The organism is Agrococcus sp. Marseille-Q4369, assembly GCF_018308945.1.
In the GTDB taxonomy this organism is placed as follows: domain Bacteria; phylum Actinomycetota; class Actinomycetes; order Actinomycetales; family Microbacteriaceae; genus Agrococcus.
Genome location: NZ_CP070501.1, coordinates 1,632,582 through 1,650,540 on the forward strand (window position 1 = coordinate 1,632,582; position 17,959 = coordinate 1,650,540).

At 68.1% G+C, this 17,959-nt stretch carries 18 protein-coding genes, 1 riboswitch and 1 other annotated feature; of the genes, 8 read left to right on the plus strand and 10 right to left on the minus strand.

Going from position 1 to position 17,959, the window contains the following annotated elements; all coding sequences use genetic code 11:
- Positions 1 to 55 precede the first annotated feature (55 nt).
- Complete coding sequence (locus JSQ78_RS08190; RefSeq protein ID WP_249295559.1) at positions 56 to 718, minus strand: GntR family transcriptional regulator; 663 nt, start codon at positions 716 to 718, stop codon at positions 56 to 58.
- A 231-nt stretch (positions 719 to 949) separates the two neighbouring features.
- On the minus strand, positions 950 to 1,243 hold the full coding sequence (locus JSQ78_RS08195; RefSeq protein ID WP_211446926.1) for a hypothetical protein: 294 nt from the start codon (positions 1,241 to 1,243) through the stop codon (positions 950 to 952).
- A gap of 37 nt (positions 1,244 to 1,280) precedes the next feature.
- On the opposite strand from JSQ78_RS08195, the gene JSQ78_RS08200 reads away from it, so the two are divergent.
- Complete coding sequence (locus JSQ78_RS08200) at positions 1,281 to 1,703, plus strand: hypothetical protein (RefSeq protein ID WP_211446927.1); 423 nt, start codon at positions 1,281 to 1,283, stop codon at positions 1,701 to 1,703.
- On the opposite strand, the gene JSQ78_RS08205 is transcribed toward JSQ78_RS08200, so the two are convergent.
- From JSQ78_RS08205 to JSQ78_RS08220, 4 genes are all read right to left on the minus strand, one after another.
- Positions 1,691 to 3,001 carry an ISL3 family transposase gene (locus tag JSQ78_RS08205; protein ID WP_211446928.1) on the minus strand — a complete coding sequence of 437 codons (1,311 nt, stop codon included), beginning with the start codon at positions 2,999 to 3,001 and terminating at the stop codon, positions 1,691 to 1,693. The two genes, JSQ78_RS08200 and JSQ78_RS08205, sit on opposite strands and share 13 nt — an antisense overlap.
- A gap of 580 nt (positions 3,002 to 3,581) precedes the next feature.
- A complete protein-coding gene (locus tag JSQ78_RS08210) occupies positions 3,582 to 4,925 on the minus strand; it encodes an MFS transporter (protein WP_211446929.1) in 1,344 nt (447 codons plus the stop codon).
- A gap of 38 nt (positions 4,926 to 4,963) precedes the next feature.
- Entirely contained in the window at positions 4,964 to 5,665 is a 702-nt protein-coding gene (locus JSQ78_RS08215; RefSeq protein WP_211446931.1) for an N-acyl homoserine lactonase family protein, read from the minus strand.
- A 143-nt stretch (positions 5,666 to 5,808) separates the two neighbouring features.
- The gene (locus tag JSQ78_RS08220) at positions 5,809 to 7,299 is read right to left on the minus strand and encodes an aldehyde dehydrogenase family protein (protein ID WP_211446932.1); all 1,491 of its coding nucleotides are present in this window, start codon (positions 7,297 to 7,299) and stop codon (positions 5,809 to 5,811) included.
- 76 nt (positions 7,300 to 7,375) lie between these two features.
- On the opposite strand from JSQ78_RS08220, the gene JSQ78_RS08225 reads away from it, so the two are divergent.
- Positions 7,376 to 8,290: an NAD(P)-dependent oxidoreductase gene (locus tag JSQ78_RS08225; protein ID WP_211446933.1), complete on the plus strand. Its 915-nt coding sequence runs from the start codon at positions 7,376 to 7,378 to the stop codon at positions 8,288 to 8,290.
- A 9-nt stretch (positions 8,291 to 8,299) separates the two neighbouring features.
- A complete protein-coding gene (locus JSQ78_RS08230; RefSeq protein ID WP_211446934.1) occupies positions 8,300 to 9,013 on the plus strand; it encodes a GntR family transcriptional regulator in 714 nt (237 codons plus the stop codon).
- Positions 9,014 to 9,074: 61 nt separating this feature from the next.
- Here JSQ78_RS08230 and JSQ78_RS08235 read toward each other — a convergent pair whose 3' ends face one another.
- The gene (locus JSQ78_RS08235; protein ID WP_211446935.1) at positions 9,075 to 9,971 is read right to left on the minus strand and encodes a LysR family transcriptional regulator; all 897 of its coding nucleotides are present in this window, start codon (positions 9,969 to 9,971) and stop codon (positions 9,075 to 9,077) included.
- Positions 9,972 to 10,106: 135 nt separating this feature from the next.
- Between JSQ78_RS08235 and JSQ78_RS08240 the strand changes: the two genes are divergently transcribed.
- The 4 genes from JSQ78_RS08240 to JSQ78_RS08255 all read left to right on the plus strand — a co-directional run bounded on the left by JSQ78_RS08240 (position 10,107) and on the right by JSQ78_RS08255 (position 14,349).
- The gene (locus JSQ78_RS08240) at positions 10,107 to 11,267 is read left to right on the plus strand and encodes an iron-containing alcohol dehydrogenase (protein ID WP_249295560.1); all 1,161 of its coding nucleotides are present in this window, start codon (positions 10,107 to 10,109) and stop codon (positions 11,265 to 11,267) included.
- A gap of 91 nt (positions 11,268 to 11,358) precedes the next feature.
- The gene (locus JSQ78_RS08245; RefSeq protein ID WP_211446937.1) at positions 11,359 to 12,873 is read left to right on the plus strand and encodes a CoA-acylating methylmalonate-semialdehyde dehydrogenase; all 1,515 of its coding nucleotides are present in this window, start codon (positions 11,359 to 11,361) and stop codon (positions 12,871 to 12,873) included.
- A gap of 8 nt (positions 12,874 to 12,881) precedes the next feature.
- The gene (locus JSQ78_RS08250; RefSeq protein ID WP_211446939.1) at positions 12,882 to 13,742 is read left to right on the plus strand and encodes an SDR family NAD(P)-dependent oxidoreductase; all 861 of its coding nucleotides are present in this window, start codon (positions 12,882 to 12,884) and stop codon (positions 13,740 to 13,742) included.
- A gap of 94 nt (positions 13,743 to 13,836) precedes the next feature.
- On the plus strand, positions 13,837 to 14,349 hold the full coding sequence (locus JSQ78_RS08255; protein WP_211446940.1) for a hypothetical protein: 513 nt from the start codon (positions 13,837 to 13,839) through the stop codon (positions 14,347 to 14,349).
- A 4-nt stretch (positions 14,350 to 14,353) separates the two neighbouring features.
- Here JSQ78_RS08255 and JSQ78_RS08260 read toward each other — a convergent pair whose 3' ends face one another.
- Complete coding sequence (locus tag JSQ78_RS08260) at positions 14,354 to 14,788, minus strand: hypothetical protein (RefSeq protein WP_211446941.1); 435 nt, start codon at positions 14,786 to 14,788, stop codon at positions 14,354 to 14,356.
- Between the two features lie 38 nt (positions 14,789 to 14,826).
- Positions 14,827 to 14,941, minus strand: a riboswitch (SAM riboswitch).
- 147 nt (positions 14,942 to 15,088) lie between these two features.
- Here JSQ78_RS08260 and JSQ78_RS08265 point away from each other — a divergent pair.
- Positions 15,089 to 15,637 carry an NYN domain-containing protein gene (locus JSQ78_RS08265; protein WP_211446942.1) on the plus strand — a complete coding sequence of 183 codons (549 nt, stop codon included), beginning with the start codon at positions 15,089 to 15,091 and terminating at the stop codon, positions 15,635 to 15,637.
- A 431-nt stretch (positions 15,638 to 16,068) separates the two neighbouring features.
- On the opposite strand, the gene JSQ78_RS08270 is transcribed toward JSQ78_RS08265, so the two are convergent.
- Together JSQ78_RS08270 and JSQ78_RS08275 are read right to left on the minus strand one after the other, a co-directional pair.
- A protein-coding gene (locus tag JSQ78_RS08270) for an IS3 family transposase (protein WP_502756122.1) occupies positions 16,069 to 17,333 on the minus strand; the annotation gives its coding sequence in 2 pieces (ribosomal slippage) (positions 16,069 to 17,048 and positions 17,048 to 17,333; 1,266 coding nt in all).
- Positions 16,921 to 17,048, minus strand: a sequence feature (AL1L pseudoknot). (Overlaps the previous gene by 128 nt.)
- 239 nt (positions 17,334 to 17,572) lie before the next feature.
- Positions 17,573 to 17,950 carry a hypothetical protein gene (locus JSQ78_RS08275; protein ID WP_211446944.1) on the minus strand — a complete coding sequence of 126 codons (378 nt, stop codon included), beginning with the start codon at positions 17,948 to 17,950 and terminating at the stop codon, positions 17,573 to 17,575.
- Positions 17,951 to 17,959: the final 9 nt, after the last annotated feature.

The window sequence follows — 17,959 nt, forward strand, 5'->3', positions numbered from 1 at the left end:
CAATAGTACTGACTATAGTATTTGATTCTCGTCGGCCTGGCAAGGCGCGATCCGCTCAACCGAGCAGGCGCTGGGTCGCTCCCGTGACGTGGGCGCTCATCGCCTCAGCCGCACCGGGGCCGTCGCCAGCTGCGATGGCGGCATAGATGGCCTTGTGCTCAGGGGCTGCGTGCTTCGCACCCGTGCGCCCGAACTTCGAGAACAGTCGGAACCGTTGGATCTGGCCCCCCAGCGCCGCGTACGCCATGGCGAGGAAGCTGTTCCCCGCCTGGTTGGCGATGAGCATGTGGAAGCGGTCGTCCGAGCGCCAGTAGAGGTCGAAGCCTTCGGTCTCGAAATCAGCCTGTTCGGCGGACTCCTCGAAGGCGTCGACCGTCTCCTGCAGCTGCGCGAGGAATTCGGGCGTCGCACGAGCCGCAGCCTGCTCGGCAAGATGAGGCTCGAGCAGCAGCCGGGCTTCCAGCAGTTGCTGGATCTCCAGGCGGGTCATCATCGGTGCCACGCGATAGCCGCGCAATGCTTCGCGCTCCACGAGGCCCGTGTGCTCGAGTCGCGCCAGCGCCTCCCGCAAGGGGGTCTGGCTGACGTCGAGCTCTCGCGAGAGCGCACCGATGTTGAGGCTCTGGCCCGCGCTGCGCTGTCCAGACATGAACTGGTGCAGCAGCACGTCGTACATCTGATCAGCGATCGGCCGCTTCGTAGCAGTCTGGTCGATCATTGCCTCAGTTTATGCACGAGGACTCCCTCGAGAGCCGAACCGAGCCGTGCTGAGCGTGCCGAGCGGCTGAGGAAGTGCGATCGGTCGCTCCCCACGCCTTTCAGCCGCATGATTCGCTTCAGGAAGTCGGCTGCGAACTCTTGCGCCTCTTGTAGCGCGAGAGCGCTGCCACACGCGCCGCCGCTTGGTCGTCGTTGGGACCGGAGCGAACCTGAGACGCGTCTGCCGGCTCTACGTCCGCTGCATTCTGCCACCAGTCAGATCGAACTCATTTGCGAGCGCCAGCGACTCCGGCTCGCGCAGCGACGACTCGCGTTGCAGGAGCGGTCGAGGATCGCGAAGCAGCCCTGCTGCTGCGCCTTGCCGACGAACTCGGGCAGCGGCGACCGACCAGCGCTCACCCTGTCTCAGCCGCGCGCCGTCGAACTGCAGAACTGGCGCGGGCGTCAGCCGATGCTGGGAGAACTCGCTCTCCACTGAACCCGAGTCGTGGCGTTCTTCAGAGCCTTCCCTGGAATCATGCATCGATTACACGATCCGGAAGCTCGAGTTGTCACACCCATTGACCGACGCGATCGGTTACATCAATCGTGATGGTTGTGCGCTTGTTGTGGACGGCACAAACGCCCTAACCGGCATCGTCACCGTCGCCGACTTGGGTGAGAGGCTCGCCGACATCGCCACACCCTTCCTCGAACTCGAACGATGTGAGCAGCTGCTGCGCAAGGCAGTTCACGACGCCGAGGAGCGACTCGGACTGAACCTGGCAGTCACAGCCCAATCGGCCCATCACTCTGAAGGGCGCGAGGTGGCAGTTGCAGATGACCTGACGATGGGCGCGCTTGTTGGCATTCTGGGCGCCGACAACGTTTGGCCAGCAGAGGTGGCCGGCCATCACACCAAGACGCTGCGAACTCGATTGGGTTCGGTCGTCGAGGCGCGGAACGAGGTCATGCACTTTCGCAAACTGGCTCATCGCAATTGAGGGTGTAGCAGTGGCCTGAACCCTCCCGCTTCGAGTAGCGATCGGGCGATGTAGTTCGTCAGGTTCCTGAAGCCGAGGGCGGAGCCGCGGAGGTGCTCGAGGCGGCCGTTGATCGCCTCGGTGGGGCCGTTCGACGTGCCGGGCCGGTCGAAGTAGGCGAGCACGTCGGCGGCCCGCCGCTTGAGCGTGCGGCCGAGCTTGCCGATCTCCTGCAACGCTCTGGGGACGCCGGAGCCGATGCTGTCCATCAGCTGCTGCATCAGCTGCTTGCCCTTGGTCCTGTCGGGCTCGCGGTAGGCGGTCACGAGCCGCTGATAGAACTCCCACGTGACCTCGACCGCGGCATGCCGCTCGTCGGCGAAGAGCGCATCCAGTCGTGCGCCTTGCCGGTCGGTGAGGAAGCGCAGCCCGGTGTGCAGGGTGCGGCGGGCGCCGTAGAGCGGGTCGCCCTTGTGTCCGCGGTGGCCGTGGATCTGCTGTTGCACGCGCCGGCGGCAGTCGTCCAGCGCGTCGCCGGCGAGGCGGACGACGTGGAACGGATCCATGACCGCGACGGCGTCCGGCACCTCTTCGGCGGCGGCGGTCTTGAAGCCCGAGAAGCCGTCCATCGCGACCACCGTCAGGCGATCGCGCCACGTCTCCGGGCGGGCCGCGAGCCAGGTCTTGAACGCCTGCTTCGAGCGGCCCTCGACCATGTCCAGCAGCCGCGCGGGACCGGTCTTCTCGCGGATCGGGGTGAGGTCGATGATGACGGTCACGTATTTGTCGCCGCGACGCGTGTGTCGCCAGACGTGCTCGTCGACGCCGAGCGTGGTGACGCCGTCGAGACGCGCGGGGTCGTCGATCAGCAGCCGCCGGCCCTCGGCCAGCACCGCGCTGTTGGCGGTGTGCCAGGCCACGCCCAGCCCGGACGCGACGCGTGCCATGGAGAGGTGGTCGATGACGATCCCTTCCAGCGCCCAGCGCAGCCCGCCGCGAGAGAGCTTCGCCCGCGCCGGCGCCGCCGCCGTGGTGTCCTGTCGCCATGTCCGGCCGCACGGGACGCACCGGTAGCGGCGAACCCGCACCAGCAGCGTGGCGGGCCGGTGTCCGAACGGCTCGTGCGCCAGCCGACGCGTCACGGTGTCGCGAGGCACGCCCTCCGCGCCACAGGCCCGGCACCACGGATCGGTTTCGACCACGCGACACTCCAGCACTGCCCGATCTGGCTCGAGGCGCTGACCGACGGCCTCCAACCCGAGCTCGTCGAGGCCGCAGAACGCGGTCAGGTCAAGGGACGCGAAGGTAGCGTGGAGCACGTCGAGGTCTCTCTCGGATGGCTGGCGTAGGAACCTCCATCCTGGGAGACCTCGACACCTACCCGCCGACGGCTCGCTCGACCCCGACTACACCGTCATCTGCGAAGAGCCGGATATCTGCACCCATGTCGCACCAGCGATGTCGGGATGCCTGCTGAGATGTAACGGCATCGTTCACGAATTCACCGAGCTGAGAACAGGGTGCGCCAGCCGCCACTCCCGCTACATACTGGTCAGCTCGCGCCGACACCGTCGCCTCGATCGCTTCGGCGCAGACCGCACCGGTGCTCGCCGCCCCATTGGCGTGGCCCCCCGGTCTCAGCGCGCTCAGCAGCGGCGAGTCCATAGGCGCGTTCGCGCTATCGCCCTCAAGCAGCGGCAGCGTCGCCCCCTGCACGCGCGGACAGAAATCCACATCCCTCGCCCGTATTGATGCGACGGATGCCCGTCTGCCGCCGACGGCAGCGCCGAGGGACGAGAGGGCTCGAGCGATAGCGGGCGAAGAAAGTGCGACCCGCGAGGTGAGCACGAAGCGCCCGGTGCGCTCGTCGCTCACCGGACGCTCCGCGCAAGCACCGCTTCAACTCACGTGGACATGCACCTCAGCAGCGTCCGTCGCCCTTTCCCGACGCTGCCGAGCTCCGATGAGCGCCGTGGCGACACCAGCGGCCACCGTCAGCAAGGAGAGGACGGCCATGTAGCCGGCGATCAGGACCGCGAAGCTGTCCGTCGTGAGGAACGACGTCAGGATCAGCGGGGTGAACCCTCCGACGACACCGCCGAACTGGAATGCGAGCGAGACGCCCGTGTAGCGGATGTTGGTCGGGAACAGGTCGCTGAACATCGTCGAGAGCAGGGCGTAGGTGAATGGGTGGATGATCGTCATCGCCCCGATCATGACCAGGATGAGGACGAGGGGACTCCCTGGGTTCGTCACCAGCAGGAAGATGACCGGGAACGCGATGACTAGCAGCGCGGCCGCGCCGACGATAAAGACCCTGTCCCGTCCGTACCTGTCAGCGATCGCACCCGCGATCGGCATCGTGATGATCTCGAGTCCTGCGGCGAGCGCCACGCTCCAGAGCAACAGCTGGCTGTCGAACTGAAGCACGTTCACTCCGAATGTGAGCAGGAATGTCGTGAGGAAGTAGAAGAACACGAACGGCGCCAGAGTGAGACCGATGCCGATGAGCACTCGGAGCGGGGCGGTCTTGATGGTCTCCAGCAGCGGGACCTTGACCTGCTCACCCTGCTCGCGCACCTTGGCGAACTCAGGCGACTCGTGCGTCTTCAAGCGGATGAACAGGCCAACGAACACCAGAACCGCTGAGATCAGGAAGGGGATGCGCCATCCCCACGCCTCGAACGACGCGTCTGGCATCGCGCTGACCAGCGCGACGACGACGGTTGCCAGCACAAGACCGGAGGGCGATCCGACTTGCACAAGTGCGCCAGCCAGGTTCTTGCGCTCCGCGGGTGCGTGCTCGACCGACATGAGCATCGCGCCTCCCCACTCGCCGCCGATTGAGAAGCCCTGGATAAGGCGGCAAAGCACAAGAAGCGCCGGAGCGGCGAACCCGATGGTGGCGTACGTGGGTAGGAGCCCGATGACGAACGTCGCGCCACCCATGCCGTTCAGGCTGTACACGAGCATCCGCTTGCGCCCGATCCGATCGCCGAAGTGCCCGAAGAACGCCGCTCCGATCGGACGAGCGATGAAGCCGACCGCAAAGGCTGCGAATGCCGCAAGCGACTCCACGATCGGGTCACCGGTCGGGAAGAAGAGGCGTCCGAGCACGAGGGCGGCCATGGTGCCGTACACGTAGAACTCGTAACACTCGATCACCGTGCCGATCACACTGGAGCTCGTCACTCGCATGTCGAGCTTCGGCTTCGATCGTGCTGTGGGGGTATTGGTCGTCATCGACCGTTCCTTTCGGATGGTGGGAATTGGTGAGGGGATCAGGCGATTTGCCAGACGCGCGACTCGATGCCGATAGCAGCGCCGACGTCTGGGAATCGGGCGCGCACGCCGGGATCGTGTCCTGGGATGATGAGCCCGACCGAATCCCGGGAGCTCGCCAGCTCTCGACTTCTGTCGAAGGCATCGAACATCCCGGGAGTGCTGTGGGTGATCGAGAACGGCTTGTCGGCCTCGACGTTCTCGTAGAAGTGGGAGGCGTCCGAGGCCAGCACGATCAGCTGCCCTTCAACGTCGACGCGCACGACCTGCATGCCGGCAGTGTGCCCGCCGACGAGGTGAACGCTCACTCCTGGCGCGATATCAGCGTCGCCGTCGATGAGGTCGACAGAGCCTGCAAAATTGCGTCGCACGAGCTCGAGCACGTCACCTTGATCCACGATCGAGCGGTACATCGCCCGGTGCGCGTGCCGTCCGGTCCAGAAAGCCAGTTCGCGCTCTTGAAGGTGGATGCGCGCGCTAGGCAACTCATGTAGATATCCGGTGTGATCGTAGTGAGCGTGCGTGATGACGAGGCTCTTTATGGACTTCGGCGGATACCCCAGCGCAGCGCACGCCTCGATCGGCGACCCCAGATGGATCCGATTTCCGCGCTGCTCTGCCACCTCAGGCGTGTATCCGGCATCGACGAGGATTGCCTCCGAACCGCCCGCGATCAGCCAGACGAAGTAGTCGATCGGCATCGAGGCATCACCGCATTCGACGTGGCCGTAGAAGTGCTCGTGCCGCAAGGCTGTCGGTCGCGTCGCGTACCGGATCGCATAGACCCGTTCGGGCCGCCACCCTGGGCGCATCGTGGCTCGCCCGGGCGTCAGGGAACGATGCTTCATGCGCGAGTCCCCACGTGCGTGACGATCGTCTTCACCTGCGTGTAGCCGTAGAGCGCTTCGAAACCCTTCTCGCGCCCGAATCCGGAATGCTTGATGCCGCCAAACGGGATCTCCATACCGGCTCCGACGAATCCGTTGATCTGCACCTGACCCGCACGCAACGATCGTGAGAGGCGCGCGACGACGTCGACGTCCCTCGTGAACACAGCTGCCGTCAGGCCATAGCTCGTGCCGTTGGCGATCGCGACGGCCTGCGCTTCCTCGTCAAATCGGAGAACAGTCTGCACCGGACCGAATACCTCGGTCGTCGCGACCTCCATCTCGGGCGTGACATGCGTCAGCACCGTCGGCGAGACGAACCAGCCATCGCGTAACTCGGGCGCAGTGGGCACGAGCTCGCTGTGCGTCACGACGGCCGCTCCGCTTGCTGCGGCTCGCTGAACAAGGCCAACCACCCGATCGCGCTGCGCCTCCGATACTAGGGGCCCGAGCTGGAAGTCGTCGATGCCGGGACCCATGACCATCGACGATGTCGCGTCGACCAACAGGCGCTCGAACTCGTCGGCGACCGAACTGTGCACGATGAATCGGGTTAGTGCACTGCACGATTGGCCGGTGTTCCGTACCAGCGCGTTCGCGGCTGCAGCGGCCGCACTCTGGAGATCCGCGTCGGGGAAGACGATCGCGGCCGACTTCCCTCCAAGCTCGAGGTTCGCCGCCACGACGTTGGCGGCAGCCATCTGCGCGACTCGGATCCCGGTCGCGACCGATCCTGTGAAGGTCAGGTGATCGATCCCCGGGCTTGATGCGAGTGCGGCGCCAGTAACTGACCCGTCGCCCGGGACGACGTTCATGATCCCCGCTGGAAGCACGTCCTTGAGCAGATCAGCGACGAGGAGCGTCGAGAGCGGTGCGAGCTCGGACGGCTTGACCACGACCGTGTTGCCGACGGCGAGTGACGGCGCGACGCCCCTGCTCCACTGGCTGAGCGGCGCGTTCCAGGGCGTGATGTGCGCCACGACGCCATGCGGCTCACGCTCCGTACGCACCTGCATCGACGAGGCGGACGGGATCGTCTCTCCGAAGAAGTGCCGACTCGCGTGGGCGTAGAACCTGAAGTACTGCTCCGCGATAGCGACGTCGGTCTGCGACTGGCTCAAGGGCTTGCCCGTATCGAGGGTCTCGACGCGCGCGAGCAGGTCTGCGTTCTCGTTGATGACCCTCGCCGCGTCGATGAGCAGCGCCTCACGGACGTGGACGGATCTCTCGGCCCAACCGGACTGCGCACGCCTGGCCGAGTCGACCGCGGCAGCGACCTCCTCGGCAGCCGCCTCACGCACTGTCGCCAGACGCTGGCCGGTCGCGGGGTCGAACACATCTCGCCGGTCACCGGTATTGGGCACCCATGCGCCATGGATAAGGCTGCCTTGAGGCAGGTTGCCTCCTCCGGGAAGCGTCACCACGTCGTGATTGCGAGAGTCCGTCATAGTCGGCACTATAGGATGTGTGCATTCTGGATGCAACCTGTATGCAGAACCGGATCTCGAAGCAAGGAGCCGCATCTTGGCCATCTCCTCGTCAGTCCTCGACCGCCCGATCGGTGTCATCGGACTCGGCAACATGGGGCTCGCCCTCGCCCGCCGTCTTGCGGACTCATTCACGGTGCTCGGTTCAGACCCGTCCGGCGAACGACAGGCGCTCGCGGCCGCGGCTGGCATCGAAGTGGTTGACCAGCAGGCCGTCGCGCGCTCCTGCTCAGTCGTCTTGCTGTCCCTGCCGCGGCCGTCGATCTCGCTCGCGGTGACGCGAGCGCTCGCCGCGGGAGACTCGACGCCGTCGGTCATCGTCGAGACCAGCACAGTGAACCCGAGCGACATCGCCGACCTTGTGGGAGCGACGCGCGACGCAGGCATCGCCGTGATCGACTCAGCCATCCTCTCTGGCGTAAAGCAGATGTCCGACGGCACCTCAGGGCTCTTGATCGCCGGCGACCGATCTGTCGCTGAGCAACTCGATCCGCTGTTCGCCGCTGTCACGGACAATCGCAGAATCGTCGGCGAGTCCGGCAGTGCGATGGCGGCGAAGGTCCTCAACAACGCTGTCGCGCACGTCGTCATGGTGCTGCTCGGCGAAGCGTTGGCGCTGAGCAAGACCTCCGGTCTTGATCCGCAGTTGCTGGTCGACATCCTCACCGCGCCCGACGGCGGGCTCATGCGGCCGCTGACCCACCGCATCGCGGAGCGTGCTTTCTCCGGCGACTACGAAGGTGGCATGTCCCTGGAGGCCGCACGCAAGGACTCGACGCTCGTACTCGCCATGGCTCAGGATGCGGGCGTGCCCGTCTTCACCATGCCCGCAGCGCACGGCGTGTACGAGATGGCGATGGCAGCAGGCTTCGAACGGGAGGACTATGCGGCTCTCGTCAAGCTCTGGGAGGCCTGGTGCGCGACGAGCTTCGTCTCGATAGCGACGCCCTAGAGTTGCATGGTGAGCCTTTCGCGCAGTGAAGACGATGCTCTCGCCGATATCGCCGCGTACCTGCGCCTGTCTTCTGCCCCGACGCGCGCCGCGGACCGAGCCGTCTTCGCGGTTCGTGAGGCAATCCTCGACGGAGTCATCGAACCTGGCACCTGGCTGCGGGAAGAGGCTCTGAGCCAGGCTCTCGCGATGTCACGCACGCCGCTGCGAGAGGCCTTGAACCGCCTGCGCCAGGAGGGGCTCGTAGAGAGCCCCACAGGCGCCGGACTCCGCGTCACTGAGCTGCGCCCCGACGACCTCGCCGTGGTCTACCAGGTGCGGGCGGCGCTCGAAGGCTTCGCCGCCGAGTTGGCGGCCTTGCGAGCAACGGATCGAAGCGTCAGAGCACTGCAGTCGGCACAGGAGGAGATGCGGGCAGCCGCGGAGCAGCAGGACCGCCTCCAGTTCGTGCGCGGGAACGCGCGCTTCCACGAGGCGCTCGCCGAGGCAGCCCGCAATGCGTACCTTCAGCGACTGTTGGGGCCCGTGCACGTTGCGATCCGCCGCTTCCAAGCCTCGAACTACCATGAGAGCAGGATGCAGGAGATCGTCACCGAGCACGACGCGATCATCGCCGGCATCGTCTCGGGCTCACCGGAGGCGGCACGGCAGGCATCTGAAGCGCACGCCGACGCAGCTCGCACCGAGACGTTCCACCGAATCGTGCCCTTCGAGCAGGAGTGATCGACCGCCACGTCATCCCGATTCGCAGCCGAGTCCGAGCCGAGCCCCCGGCGCTTCGCTCTCAGTCGGCGCAGCTGGACAGGTGCGGGTGCTCGGCGACGAGCGCGTCGATCGCCTCCGTGATGACGCGCACGCGCAGCAGCTCGGTCAGGTCGCGCGGCACGACGAGCCAGTACGTGCGGCTGATGCTGAGCGCCTCGGGCAGGACGCCGACGAGCTCCGGGTCGGCGCCGCCGATGTAGGTCGGCAGGATCGCGACGCCGAGGCCGGCGCGCGCGGCGCTGTGCTGGCCGGTGATGTTGTTCGTCTGCAACCGGGCGTGGCCGCGCGGCAGCAGCTCGTCGAGGATCCGCAGCGGCGCGACGTCGAGCAGCGCCTCGACGTACCAGATGAGGTCGTGGTCGCGCCGCAGCTCGTCGACCGAGCCAGGCGTGCCGCGCCGCTCGAGGTAGTCGCGCGACGCGTAGGCGCGCAGCTCGTAGTCAGCGAGGTGCCGCACCGCCGCCGCCCGCGGCGAAGGCTTCTCGAGCGTGACGGCGACGTCGAAGTCGCGCGCGGTGATGAGGTCGTGGCTCGTCGCCGTGATGACTTCCAACGAGAGGCCGGGATGCGTGTCGAGCAGCGGCCGCAAGCCCGGCACAAGCACGTTCGCGCCGAAGCCGTCGGGCGCGAGCAGCCGCGCCGTGCCGCTCAGCTCCCCCGGCCGCGAGACGACCGCCTCGAGCGCCCGCGCGACGCTCGACTCGACCGCCTCCGCGTGGGGCAGGATCAGCCGCGCCGAGTCGGTGACGCGCCAGCCCTGCGGCGCGCGGTCGAACATGCGCACGCCGAGCTCCTGCTCGAGCCGGCTGATGCGTCGCGAGACCGTCGTCTCGTCGACCTCGAGGCGCGCGGCCGCGTCGCGCAAGCGCCCCGTTCGCGCGACCTCGAGCAGGAATCGCAGGTTCTCGGCATCCACGCATCCATTCTGCCCGACGCCCTGCACTTCTGCAGTCGCGCCTGCGCGCTTGGTCGTTGACGCCTGCATCCGTGCCAGGCGATGCTGGACGCATCCAGCCCCTCTGACGGGTCCGACCACGAAGGCGTGCAACCGGTGAGCATCGACATCAACACCCCTCCCATCCTCCGATTCGGCGCGGGCAGCGTCGACAGCATCGGCGAGCTGCTCAAGACCCTCGGGGCCGAGCGGCCGATCGTCGTCACCGACGGCTTCCTCGTCTCGACGGGCGTCGCGGCGAGGGTGGCGGATGCGCTCACGGCGGCGGGCCTGCAGGCGTCGGTCTACGACGGCACCATCCCCGACCCGACGACCGCCTCGCTCGAGACCGGGCTCGAGGCGATCCGCGCGCACGAGGCCGACAGCATCGTCGCGCTCGGCGGCGGCAGCCCCATCGACACCGCGAAGGCGCTCTCGGTGCTCGCGGTGCGCGGCGGCCACATGCGCGAGCTGAAGGCTCCGTTCCAGTTCGTCGGGCCGGCGCTGCCGGTCATCGCCGTGCCCACGACGGCCGGCACGGGCTCGGAGGTGACGCAGTTCACGATCATCACCGACAGCGAGACGAACGAGAAGATGCTGTGCGCGGGGCCCGGCTACCTGCCGAAGGCCGCGGTCGTCGACTTCGAGCTCACCGTCTCGATGCCACCGCGCCTCACGGCCGACACCGGCATCGACGCGCTCACGCACGCGATCGAGGCGTACGTGAGCCGCAAGGCCAACCCCATCTCTGACACGTACGCGCTCGCCGCGATCTCGCGCATCGGCCGCTACCTGCGCCGCGCCTACCGCGACGGCAGCGACCGCGAGGCGCGCGAGGAGATGATGACCGCGGCGACGCTCGCCGGCATGGCGTTCTCGAACGCGTCGGTGGCGCTCGTGCACGGCATGAGCCGGCCGCTCGGCGCCCACTTCCACATCGCGCACGGCATGGCCAACGCGATGTTGTTCGCCGAGATCACCGCCTTCTCGGTCGAGCACGCGGTCGAGCGCTACGCGACGTGCGCCCGCACGCTCGGGGTCGCATCCGACGCCGACTCCGACGCCGCGGCCGCCGACGCGCTCGTGCAGGAGCTGCGCACGCTCGCCCGCGAGGTCGAGGTGCCGACCCCCGCGACGCGCGGCATCGACCGCGCCGAGTGGGACGAGCGCGTGCCCGTCATGGCGCAGCAGGCGCTCGCCTCGGGCTCGCCGAACAACAACCCGCGCGTGCCGACGGCCGAGGAGATCGAGCAGCTCTACGCCGCGATCTACGAGTAGACCTCTCCCACCGCTGGCTGAGCCGCTCCGCGCCGAAGGCGCAGAGCGTGTCGAAGCCCGCCCCACAGATCAACCGCAACCAGGAGCATCCATGACCATCACCGAGCAGTCCACCGAGACCGCCACCGTCCACCACTGGATCGGCGGCGCCGCCCACGAGTCGGGCAGCGGCCGCACCGCGCCCGTCTACGACCCCGCCCGCGGGGTCGTGACGAAGCACGTCGCGCTCGCCGACGACGCCGACGTGCGCGCCGCCGTCGACGCCGCCCAGGCCGCCTTCCCCGCCTGGCGCGACCTGTCGATCGCCCGCAAGCAGGCGATCATGTTCCGCTTCCGCGAGCTGCTCAACGAGCGCCGCGGCGAGCTCGCCGAGATCATCACGAGCGAGCACGGCAAGGTGCTCTCGGATGCGGGCGGCGAGATCGCGCGCGGGCTCGAGGTCGTCGAGCTCGCGACCGCGTTCCCGAACCTGCTGAAGGGCGCGTACTCGGAGAACGTCTCGACCGGCGTCGACGTCTTCTCGATCAAGCAGCCGCTCGGTGTCGTGGGCATCATCAGCCCCTTCAACTTCCCCGCGATGGTGCCGCTGTGGTTCTTCCCGGTCGCGATCGCGGCGGGCAACACCGTCGTGCTGAAGCCGTCCGAGAAGGACCCGTCGGCCGCGATGTGGATGGCCGAGCTGCTCAAGGAGGCGGGCCTCCCCGACGGCGTCTTCAACGTGCTGCACGGTGACAAGGTCGCCGTCGACGGTCTGCTGACGGCGCCCGAGGTGCAGGCGCTCTCGTTCGTCGGTTCGACGCCGATCGCGCAGTACATCTACGAGACCGCGGCGAAGCACGGCAAGCGCGTGCAGGCGCTCGGCGGCGCGAAGAACCACATGCTGGTGCTCCCCGACGCCGACCTCGACCTCGTCGCCGACGCGGCCGTGAACGCCGGCTTCGGCTCGGCGGGCGAGCGCTGCATGGCCGTCTCGGTCGTGCTCGCGATCGACTCGATCGCGGACGCGCTCATCGAGAAGGTGCAGGAGCGCGTCGCGACCCTGCGCATCGGCGACGGCCGCCGCGGCACCGACATGGGCCCGCTCATCACCGGCCAGCACCGCGACAAGGTCGCCGGCTACATCGACATCGCCGAGGCCGACGGCGCGAAGGTCGTCATCGACGGCCGCGGCATCGAGGTCGACGGCGACGCCGACGGCTTCTGGCTCGGCCCGACCCTGCTCGACAACGTGCCGACCTCGTCGAAGGCCTACCAGGAGGAGATCTTCGGGCCGGTCCTCTCGGTCGTGCGCATCAAGTCGTTCGAGGAGGGCGTCGACCTCATCAACACCGGCGTCTTCGGCAACGGCACTGCGATCTTCACGAACGACGGCGGCGCGGCCCGCAAGTTCCAGAACGAGATCCAGGTCGGCATGGTCGGGGTGAACGTGCCGATCCCCGTGCCCGTCGCCTACCACTCGTTCGGCGGCTGGAAGCAGTCGCTGTTCGGCTCCGCCAAGGCCTACGGCGCCGCCGGCTTCGACTTCTTCACGCGCGAGAAGGCGATCACGCAGCGCTGGCTCGACCCGAGCCACGGCGGCCTGAATCTCGGCTTCCCCGAGAACTGAGATAGCGGATGCGTAGGGAAGACCTGCGCGGGCGGGGTGCCGTCGTCACCGGTGGTGGCGGCGGCATCGGCCGTTCGATCGCTCTCGCGCTCGCTGGAGCCGAGATGGACGTCGTCGTGGCCGACATCGAACTCGAGGCAGCCGAACGCGTGCGCGACGAGCTGCACGCGCTCGGCCGTCGCGCGATCGCCGTGCGGACGGACGTCTCGCAGGCCGCGGAGGTCGAGGCGCTCGCCGACGCCGCCTACGCGGAGCTCGGCGACATCGCCGTACTCGCGAACAACGCGGGCGTCACCTGGCGCCCGTACCGGGCGAGCTGGGATGCGTCGGTCGGCGACTTCGAGTGGATCATGGGCGTGAACTTCTGGGGCGCCTTCCACGGGCACCGGGCGTTTGTGCCGCGCATGGCCGCGTCGCCGCTCCCCGCGCACATCGTGAACACCTCGTCGATCGCGACGCTGAAGCCGACGCCCGGCCACGCGGCGTACACGGCGTCGAAGGCGGCGATCGACGGCTTCTCGCTCGCCACCCGCGCAGAGTATGCGGCGGCCGGGCTCGGCATCGGCGTCACGGTGCTCTACCCCGGCCCGGTGCAGACGGGCTTCGCGACGAGCGAGCGGCTGCGCCCCGCCAGCGATCGCGCGGATGCGCGCAGCGTCGTGCCGTGGGAGACGCACACCGACGGCGAACCGCTGCAGACGGGCGCCGAGGCACCGGGCGCGATCGACCCGGCCGTCGTCGGCCCGATCGTGCTCGACGCGATCGAGCACGACCGCCCATATGCCATGACGCATCCGCTGCCGCCGTACGTGCTGGAGCGCACCCGCCTGCTCACCGAGCTCTCGCCCAGCGCCTCGCTGGTCGAGTAGCCGCCACTCCACCCTCTCCCGCGCTGGTCGAGTAGCCGACGAAGTCGGCGTATCGAGACCACTCCTTGTGGGCGGCCGCCCGCAGACTGAGCTCGTGGAGCCACACCGCGCAGCAGTACCGGCCTTCGCCCGAGACCTCGACCGCGAGGTCGCGGAGGCACTCGGCCCCAGCCGAGAGACCGAGCTCGACCTCCGCTGGAACCCGCGCGGCCATCGCGAGCTCGCGTCGTCGATCCTGACCGGCCAGCAGCTCGCCCTCTGGATCGTGCTGCTCGAGCCCGGCGAGTGGGCCGTGCTCGAACTCCCCGGCGGCGAGGAGAGCCACTGGGCGCAGGTGATGCGCGTCGACGAGGACTGCATCGTCGAGGTGCACGACGGCACTCCCGGCGACTGGGCAAGCCGAGTGCTGCGCGAGCGCGACGGCCGCGCTGACTCCGACGAGGCAGCCGACCTCTGGCACGAGTTCGACGCCGCCGAGATCCTCTGGGCGTGGTTGCACGGTGCGCTCCCGAGCGGCTGCCGGCGCGAGCGCCTCGTGCGCCGCCGCGCCGGCTCAGTCGGCGATGTCGTCTGGTGCACCGCCGACCTGCCGCACGGCTCTCGCTAGCGCCTCACTCGCCGAGGTAGCTCGCCGGTGTCATGCCGAGCTCGCGCAGTGCCTGCAGCTCCCGGCCGAACACGCTCACCGCCCACGACGCATCCGCTCGCCGAACGCGCCGCGACAGCTCGACGAGCGCCAGCACGCCCGGCATCGTCGGCGGCCGCCGGTGGAAGGCGACGGCCCAGGCGAGATCGTCGGATGCGTCGTGCAGGTCGACGTCGGGCAGCGGGCTGAGCGGCAGCACGAGCGCGCACAGCTCGCACACGTCGCGATCGGAGTAGGGGTCAGCGGGGCGGCGGACGCCGTCGTGCGGGCAGTCGCGCTGCGCTCGCGCGATCGCCTTGAGCATCGAGATGCCGTAGCCGCGTGCCGGGTCGGGCCAGGCCGGCGGCCGCTGGCACCGCTTGGAGTGCTCGCCTCCGGCGAGCGGTGGTTGCACGTGCATGGGGAGCTCCGTTCCCTCGGCGGGCACGGCGCGCCGCTCCCGCTGACTTGCCCCGCGCGACTGCGCCGGGCCGGCTCTTCCCCTGGGGCACCCCGCTCAGCGGAGGGGGTTGCCGTGCAGCCGGCCAGGTACCGATGGCTGCAGCTCTTGAGCCTGCCACGACGATAGCGCGCCCCACCGACACCGGCCGTCGGTCGAGTAGTCGCCCCTCCCCCTTGGTTCGGGTGATCGCCCCTCCCCGTGGGTCGAGTAGCCGACGAAGTCGGCGTATCGAGACCCATCCGTCGATAGTCTCGCCCCATGCCCGAGCGCACCACCTACCTGCTGATCGACGGCGAGAACATCGACGCCACGCTCGGCGTCTCGATCCTCGACCGCCGCCCAGAGCCGCAGGAGCGCCCGCGCTGGAACAAGGTGCTCGACTTCGCCGAGCGCGCGTGGCAGCAGCCGGTGAAGGGTCTGTTCTTCCTCGCGGTCAGCCACGAGCTGCCGGCCTCGTTCGTGCAGGCGCTCATCGCGATGGGCTACCGGCCGGTGCCGCTGAGCGGCGAGGGCAAGGTCGTCGACATCGCGATCCAGAAGACGGCGGATGCGCTGGCGGCGCGGTCGGACGACGTCATGCTCGTGAGCCACGACCGGGACTTCGCGCTGCAGATGCAACGCCTCGCCGAGGATGGCGCGCGCCGCGTTGGCATCATTGGATTCGGCGAATTCATGGCCGGCGATCTCCGCGACGTCGACGGCGTGGAGTTCTTCGACTTGGAGTACGACGTCGCGGCGTTCACGAGCCGCCTGCCGCGCGTGCGCATCATCCCGATCGACGAGTTCGATCCGCTCGAGTTCCTCTGAGCGTCAGCGTCGGCAACGGGCCGCACGCCCGGCGTCACGGCCTCCGCTCTTCGCCAAGTTCGGACGAGCGCTGGATCGCTCGGCCACGGGCGAACGATTTTGCGGTCGTAAGCAGCTACTGCGACCCGGTGGTGGGGGACTGATCCTCTCGTAGCCGCAGTCGACTTCGTGATGCCGTTAGTCACTCTCCGGAGCCGCATCAGCCGCCTGGGCGTCGTACACGCCGTAGTCGCCGAACGGAGTCCAGGAGCCCGCCGCGCGAGGGGCGAGCCCCGCTCGCTCGAGACGGGCGATACCCTCGTCACGCTCGTTGCCCACCAGCGCTTGCCATGCCTCGACCAGCGCTGGCTCCGCCTTCGCGCCGTGCTCAACCAACACGTCGATCGATACCCCGAGAGCGGCGGCGAGGGCCTCCGTGAATCGCCCCGGGTTCAGTGGAGGGCGAGTTCTCCCAGCATCGGCTGAGGCTGGGAGTTGATCTCACGGTAGTACGCGTTCTCCGCCTCGATCGGCGTGAGATATCCGATCGAGGAGTGGAGCCGGTTCTCGTTGAACCAGTGGACCCAGGACAGCGTCGCGAGCTCGAGCTCGTCGACGGTCCGGAACGGGCCGTCGAGCTTGACGCACTCGGTCTTGTAGAGGCCGACGACCGACTCGGCCAGAGCGTTGTCGTACGAGTCGCCAACGGTGCCGATGGAGGCGATCGCGCCGGCGTCGGCGAGCCGCTCGGCGTAGCGAATCGCTGTGTATTGACTGCCTGCATCGCTGTGATGGATGAGCCCGTCGACCGGCTCGCCAGCCCGCTCGCGCACCCAGAGCGCCATCTCCAGCGCGTCCAGCGGCAGCTCCGTCGGCATCCGGTTCGTGGTGCGCCAGCCGACGAGCTTGCGGGAGAACACGTCGGTGACGAAGGCCGTGAAGCCCATGCCTGACCAGGTCGGCACGTACGTGAAGTCGACGACCCAGAGCTGGTTCGGACGCTCCGCGGTGAAGCAGCGCTGCACGTGATCCGGTGGCCGCACGGCCGACTCGTCGGGGCGGGTAGTGACGAACCGCTTGCCGCGGCGCACGCCCTGCAGGCCCGCTTGGCGCATGAGCCGCTCGACCGTGCAGCGCGCGACCTCAATGCCCTCGCGGCGCAGCAGCCGCCAGATCTTCCGGGCGCCGGAGATGCCGCGGCCGAGCTTCCGGTCCCAGAAGATCCGATCGATCTCCACCAGCAGCTCCGCATCGCGCAGCGACCGCTGGGAGGGCGGGCGCTGCTTGAAGGCGTAGTAGCCGGACGGCGCGATCGGCACGCCGTGCTCGGTGAGCACGCGGCAGATCGGCGCGACGCCGAACTGGTCTCGGTGGTCGTCCACGAACGCGACTACCAGGGCAAACGCGGGTCGAGCTCCCGCGCGAAGAAACTCGAGGCCGCCAACAAGATCTCGTTCGCGCGCTTGAGCTCACGAACCTCGGCCTCGAGATCCTTGATGCGCTTCGCATCCGAGGCGGTCACGCCGGGACGTTCGCCTGAATCGATCGCGGCCTGCTTCATCCATCCGCGGAGCGTGTCGGCGTTCACGCCCGTGCGCTGTCCGATCCGCACGACCGCCGCGTTCAGCGATAGCTCCGGATCCTCCTTGCGCGCCTCCTGCACGAGCCGCATGGCCCGCTCCCGCAACTCCTGCGGGTACTTCTTTGGTGCTGGCATGGCCATCATCCTCTCGGGGAATCAGACCCTCCACCAGAACCGGGGCGATTCACCGTTCGGTCGACAGGGATCACGTAGAGGTCCATCGCCTCGGACTCACGCGTGAACGAGAAACTCCACGAGCCGTTGTCTTCGCGGCTCATCTTAGGAACGCTCCACGGACTCCACTGACGGCTCATTGCTCGACTTTTGGCGACCCCGCGACGATGGCCAAAGCGCCGTCGCGCGCAGGCAGCCGCTCACTTCAGGGATCGGCGTTCAGCGGCGTCCTCGACTTGCTCGATGACAAACGCCTCGATGATCTCCTTCCGAAGAGCGAAGACCTGCTCGCGCAGTTCCTTAACCTCGTGCTTGCTCGCCTCGTTAACAAGGAGCTTTGCCACTCGTTCGAGGTGGTCCAGTCGCCGGGACCAGGCCTCGGCTTGCACTACCTCTCCATCGTCGTCGGCGCTATCGAGCAGATACACAACCTGCTCTCGCAACGCGGCGATGGTCTTCAGCAGCTCGCCGGGATCTGCTGCGCGTCGAACGATCACCTTCTTCAAAGCGTCGACAATGTCCTGCCAGATCTCGGGATGGTTCTTCAGATACTTCAAGATCATCGGCCCGAGCGTCACGGCGAGGGC